Here is a 6,315-nt window from a genome sequence, read left to right on the forward strand (position 1 = left end):
GCACCGATTGCGACGATAAAGACCGGAGAAATATCAAGCAATAACCGAGAGAAGAGTCGTTCCGATTGCAGTGACTTATCAGCCTCTTTTTCAGCCGTAATATCAAGAATGACCCCACTATATAGTAACTCATTCTGTTCCCTTACCGGAGCAGAAATTCCACGCAAATAAATAATGTGACCATCCGGGCGTCTGAATCTGCCTTCAAACTCCCACTTTGTTTCATTTTTCACGGCCTGCTGTATTGATGCGGAAAAACGTGTCCGGTCTTCCGGAACAATCCCGTCGATGAATTTTTGAAGAAACGTAGAGAAATCCCCGGAGATTCCAAGAATTTCACCTACCCGGCTGCTCACATAGGAAAGACCAAACTCGCCGGATTCCTTTGCATAAAACTGGAAAACGATACCGGGTATGGTATTTGCAATTCCGGTAATCTGATCATTACTTCGCCTGAGTGAATCCTCTATCCTTCTCCGCTCAGAAACATCTATCATCGTCGAAAGAGTCTCTCGTTCTCCCCAGGATTGAATAAATACCGCAGAAGAAAGAACCGTCTTCATGGTCCCATCCTTTGCCTTTATCGTCACCTCTTCCCCGTCCAAATACCCCTGCCGGTTAAGTTTCTCTGTTATCCTGTCCAGATCATTCGGCGAAATGATATCAAAATCCCGGGCACTTTTCCCCTCCATCTCGGCGGAGGAATATCCGGTGATCTTTTCGTGGTACGCATTGCTGAACAGGTGCACTCCATTCTGATTATATAGCACACATGCATAAGGAGCAAGGGAAAAAAGGGATCTGAACCGGTTTTCACTCTCCTGCAATGCCCGTTCTTTTAAGAGTAATAACTGGTAATTAGTCTGGAGCGTCTCTTCAGAAGCCTGGATCTGTTCATATGCTGCCTGAAGTTCCTCTTCAGCACGTTTTCGCTCAGAAATATCCCGGAAGTACCAGACACGCCCGAAATATTCCCCGGCATCTCCATACATCGGGGATGAAAATCTCTCCAAAATTCTTCCGTTTTGAAGTTCAACCTCTTCAAAACTCTTTTCTTCAGGATGTTCATACAGGTACCGGACCCTCGATATGAACTCATCCGGATCGGCAAGGAGATGTAAGACAGAAGAGAGAACCTGCTCATCATTCCGGGATAACACAATCTCATCAGAAATTCCCCATACTTCCTGAAATTTTTTATTATATCCAAGAATTAGTCCATTCTTATCTACAATGAGGATCCCATCAAGAGCTGCTTCCTGCTGTGTCTGCAGAATGACATTTTTAAACGCCACCTCATTTTCGGCTTTTTTTCGCTCGGTAATATCCTGAATAACCCCAAGAACACGAATGATATTCCCATTGGAATCCCGCTCACATCTGGCCCGTGAATGGATATACTTCTGCTTTGAACCATCTGCCGGTTGTATCAGATATTCAATGTCATACGGGGTGTCATGTTCAAGGAGATCAACAAGTGTCTGATGCACCCGTTCACGGTCAGGGATGCAGGATTCAATATCCTCTATCGGGAAATCTCCGGCAACAGGAGGATAGCCAAAGATTGCCAGACCTTCTGCAGATCCCCAGATGACTCCGGTCTTAAGATTATACTCCCATGCACCGGTGTGTGCTATCTCCTGGGCCTGGACAAGCCGCTCTTCACTTTCACGGGCTAATTGCTCACTTTTTGCAAGTTCTTCATATTTTTCCCTGAGCTCTTCTTCATCTGCAGCAATCTGTTCATATGCAACCCGTAATTTCTCTTCGGCCAGTTTCTTATCGGTAACATCACGACCAACAACCTGGTATTCAGAAATATTCCCATCCTCATCAAACAATGCACGAACCGCCCAGATCTGCCAGTAGGTATTCCCATCCTTACCCGGGACCATCCGTTCCATCTCCCGGACAGGAGTTTCAGGTGTCAGCGATTGGAAAAATGCATCAACCTGTGAATAATTGCTGATTTCCATGATATCCCGGATATTTTTCCCTACAGGAAATTCAAGGCCAATCCGTGGTGCGTAATACTGGCGGTACGCTTCATTAGTAAAGGTGATTATTCCTTCCGGAGAAAACCTGGCGATCATCTCAGTCTGGTCATTAACAACCGAACGGTATCGCTCCTCACTCTTCCGAATCTCCCGCTCAGCCTGCTTTAGTTGGGTGATATCCCGGATAGACTCAATTGCACCGGCGATTGTTCCGGCCTGATCATACAGCCTGCTGACCTTAAGCAGAATATGAAGGTGTGAACCGTTTTTATGAGTATATTCGGTCTCTGCAGTGATGGAAGTCCCGGATCTCTGAATATGGGAGTAATACTGAAGAATCACATCATCCGGTTCATCAATCAGATCAATCAGCACCGGGCGGTCTTCGCCATAAATAATAGTATTATACTCTTCTTTGCCCTTTCCGATAATATCAGCAGAGGATGACCCGGTCAGTTCTTCAAGGGCATGGTTCCATGCAATAACTTTCCCCGAGACATCAATCGCAAAGGTGGGGTCCGGAAGAAAATCTATGATGTCAGAGAGGCGTTTTTCAGATGCCTTTATCGCCCGTTCAGCTTCTTTTCTCCGCACTGCCTGACGGATTTTATGGACCAGTTCGGCAAACTGTGATTTTGGTTCTCCTCCTTTCTGAAGATAAAAATCAACCCCGAAATCAATCGCCTGAATGACCACCTCCTCCCTGCCCCTGCCGGTAAAAAGGATAAACGGAATATCACCATATTGCCTCCGGACTTCCTGAAGAAACTCAATCCCGTCCATTCCAGGCATCTGATAATCAGAAACGATGCCATCAAAAGAGTTTTGTGCAATCTTTTCCAGGGCATCCCTGGCTGATGGAGAGGTATCTACGGTAAGGTTGCCATACCGCTCCATGAAGAGCTTGCCTATTGTGAGAAGGTCAGTCTCATCATCGACATAGAGGATGCGAAAATTTCGGTCATCCATGATTAAACGGCAAATGCTCCGGTTTTATGTTGCAACTTTTCGTCCATCAAGACAATCATTGAAGAGGATAATCCAATCATCTCTGTGGTAGCACCAAACATATCAAACATACCATCAGGAATGATAACCATTGCATCAGGCAGGGTGCCACATCATGTCCGAAGGTTTTTTCCAAGCTGATGTCAGGAGAGAAATCCTGTACAGGCCCCATTATCTACCTCCGTTCTAATGCAAATGGATACGTATTGTATCCCTTATCGTCAAGAGTAATAAGGGTTACTCAGCCTCTCCCATAACATGAACAGATATCCTGGCCTTAAAAATGGGCCCAATATGGAAAAAAAGGAGACTATTAAGGAATATTTCTTTTATACTCATCCATGATCTCAATAACCACCGGAGTCAGGACAGAGATATTCTTTAGATCCTTTTTCGGTCATATTTCTCATTGTGTGATAATTACCAAAAATTTTTTGTTCAGCCTTTCATATCAGTACTCATGTGATTATCTCATCATTACAATGGAATAAAAAACCTCTTGACTTATGGATAGGTTTTCCTGAAGGCTCAAAATTTGTTTGCCTGGAATGTAAACCTCAATATTGTCCGGTTCATGATACAAACCAAAGAACCAGGCGTCAATTAATTTTTTTGGACACCGAACGTATCTTCATGGCAGAATTCCCGGAATACGATGTCCGAACTGTATTATCTGAAAATTAAGGATCCCATGGGGAAAAATCCTGGGTTTTTATCTCATTATGGAAATTTTCTCACCGTTCTCTACAAACAACCGTCCAGAGCCACCATATCACTCAAATCCAGGTTATATTCTCTGATACATTCATTTCCCCATTTTCAGATTCAGCTGATACATCGGGAACAATATTAAGTGTAGTCATCTGCCCCTCTGCTGATGCTTTCCATTCTTCAAAAAACCTGGACCATGCATCCTCATCCTGTGGCTCCATCTCTACAGATTGCTGTATAAGAGAGTCATTTCCCAAAAGAGTCAGGGAGGTCTGGTTTTCTAAGGTCTCTGTATCAGAATCTTCTTTCTGTACCTCTACCATTCCGGTAACCGTGCTGGAACCGGCATCATTCACAACCATCAGGGATACCTGGTAGCTGCCTGGACCCGGATACGTATACACCGGCTGCTCATCGGTTGAATAACTCCCATCGCCGAAATACCAGATACGAAACGTTGGGTTGCCTGAGGATTCATCGGTAAAAGTTGCCATGAAGAGATCAGATTCTTCCTTGATATCTGCACTGAATGATGCCACCGGTAACGTCGTATTTGACTCCTCGACTGATTGGACCATAACAATAGGACAGGGCGGTTTTATCGTCGGCCTGGGTGTCGATGTCGGGACCGGAGTTGTCGCTACAATATAATTTTCCGCAATATAGGTATCAGACCCACCTGCATTTGAAACGGTGAGTGATACCGGATATGTCCCCGGATGAGTATAGGTATGATATGGATGTCGCCGTGGTGAAAAGCCCCCGTCACCAAAATACCAGGCCCATGACGTTGGTTTGTCGCTTGAGGTGTCAATGAACAGAACCGTAAGCGGGACCGGACCCGTTGGAGGAGATGTTATAAATGCTGCCGTCGGGGGGTAGACTACCGGAGTTGGAACCGGAGTCGGGGTAGGATCCGGATTTTGTGTCTGAATCAGACCTGGAACAAATGTCTTGTTATATCCGGCTTTGTTCGCGACAAGAAATCCAACCGGATAAACACCTGGTGAAACATATGTATGTTCCGGATTCTGTTCATTGGACGTTCCGCCATCGCCAAAATACCAGCCCCACTGCGTTGGATTTCCGGTAGAATAATCAGTAAACTGAGCCGTAAGCGGAGCCGGACCGATAGACTGGCTCACCGAGAATGCAGCAACCGGCGGTGTTAATGCCTCAACCTGCATCTCACCAGATGCGAAAATTTCGGCAGTATCATTAGTATCATTAAAAAACCCTGCCTCATATTCGGCAGGTGTGATGATAACTGATTTAGCCGCAATACAAGGACAGAGAAGAGTTAAGCCCAAAATAAGCAGTATGAGTATCCATTTGTCAGATATTTTCCGATTTTTCATGTATTAAGCCCCCATTTACTTTCAGTATCAGATGCAATATATATATAATTCATAATAAATATTGCGTAAAAAATACAATAAATTCAACATTATTTTCATCATCGGCTCATTACTTTCGGAAACCGGATCATTCACTCCTGAAAATAAGGAAAATCGTAAGGTTTTTACAGGGCAGCATGGAAGCTGAGTTAGATTTTTTCTTGATAAAGATAGAAGGGAGAAATTTATCATACAATAAGGAGAGATCCATTGAGTTGATCCTTTTGCAGGCACGATAGAATACCAGGAAAGACCAGCATTAATCATCCGTGGTTGGGATCACCTAAAGAACAACAATTGGAGAAAAACTCAGGGCAGTTACATAACCGAATGACATCAGAAGATGAAGAGTTACAGGAAAAATTCAGAACTGTGATAGATACCCCGAGCAACATTTTCCAAAGCGATAATGAATTGTGTTCCATCATCGAAGATCTTGATGGAGCCTTTTTTCGAACTGATGTACGAGGAAACCTTACCATAATAAACCCATTGTTTGCAGAACAGTTTGGGTATTCTGATACTGCAGACATAAATGATGCACTTTACCTATGTCTCCCCGTCAATCAAAGAATTTCTCGGCATTACTCCAAAAGAGGCAATTGAAGAACCGTTTATTGGTTTTTTAACCCCCGAATCCTTGCAGAAATATCGTCAATTCAAAAAGCAGTTGGTAGATTCGATACAAAAGGGGGTTCAATTTCCCCGAAAAACCGAACTAAACCTTGAATTCAAACACAAGAATGGATCCACGGTTTGGACTGAGATACTTATCACCATTGTCTACGATAACAATAAAAAATTTCATGGCATTGTCGGCGTAACCCGTGATATCAGCAGGAGAAGGCAGGCGGAAATGGCACTCATGAAAGCAAATCGCCATCTCAGCCTGCTTTCAGGAATTACCCGGCATGATATCCTGAACAAGATTACGACAATTCTCGGTTTCCTGTTTCTCTCACGGGAGACGAAACCAAGTCCGGATACGTTAGCGTATCTGAAAAGAATTGAATCTGCCACGAACGAAATCAAAGTGCTCATCGAATTTACCAGATATTACGAGAATCTCGGTTCTTCACAGCCCACATGGCAAAACCTCACTGCCATACTTGGTCAGATTAATTTTCCAAAGCATCTGACAATAGATACGAATCTGGAAAATTACTCCATTCTTGCCGACCCCATGCTGGAAAAAGTGTTCT

The 6,315-nt window shown here is 44.0% G+C and carries 4 protein-coding genes; 1 reads left to right on the forward strand and 3 read right to left on the reverse strand.

The features are described 5' to 3' along the window. The 3 genes from DLD82_RS18110 to DLD82_RS18115 all read right to left on the reverse strand — a co-directional run. The coding region (locus DLD82_RS18110) for a PAS domain S-box protein (RefSeq protein ID WP_109942530.1) at nt 1-2,966 on the reverse strand (2,966 nt) is incomplete at its 3' end. 2 nt (nt 2,967-2,968) lie between these two features. Beyond that, a complete protein-coding gene (locus DLD82_RS19405; RefSeq protein WP_281268027.1) occupies nt 2,969-3,097 on the reverse strand; it encodes a hypothetical protein in 129 nt (42 codons plus the stop codon). A 684-nt stretch (nt 3,098-3,781) separates the two neighbouring features. Then, complete coding sequence (locus DLD82_RS18115; protein ID WP_109942531.1) at nt 3,782-5,074, reverse strand: PKD domain-containing protein; 1,293 nt, start codon at nt 5,072-5,074, stop codon at nt 3,782-3,784. A gap of 574 nt (nt 5,075-5,648) precedes the next feature. Between DLD82_RS18115 and DLD82_RS18120 the strand changes: the two genes are divergently transcribed. Next, on the forward strand, nt 5,649-6,315 hold a 667-nt coding region (locus tag DLD82_RS18120; RefSeq protein ID WP_146199864.1), incomplete at its 3' end, for a PAS domain S-box protein.

Origin of the sequence: Methanospirillum stamsii (genome assembly GCF_003173335.1) — an archaeon.
Lineage (GTDB): Archaea > Halobacteriota > Methanomicrobia > Methanomicrobiales > Methanospirillaceae > Methanospirillum > Methanospirillum stamsii.

Excerpts from the sequence above, each read along its gene's own strand:
- DLD82_RS19405 (WP_281268027.1), bottom strand. The coding sequence starts at position 3,097 with ATGGTTATCATTCCTGATGGTATGTTTGATATGTTTGGTGCTACCACA.
- DLD82_RS18115 (WP_109942531.1), bottom strand. The coding sequence starts at position 5,074 with ATGAAAAATCGGAAAATATCTGACAAATGGATACTCATACTGCTTATT.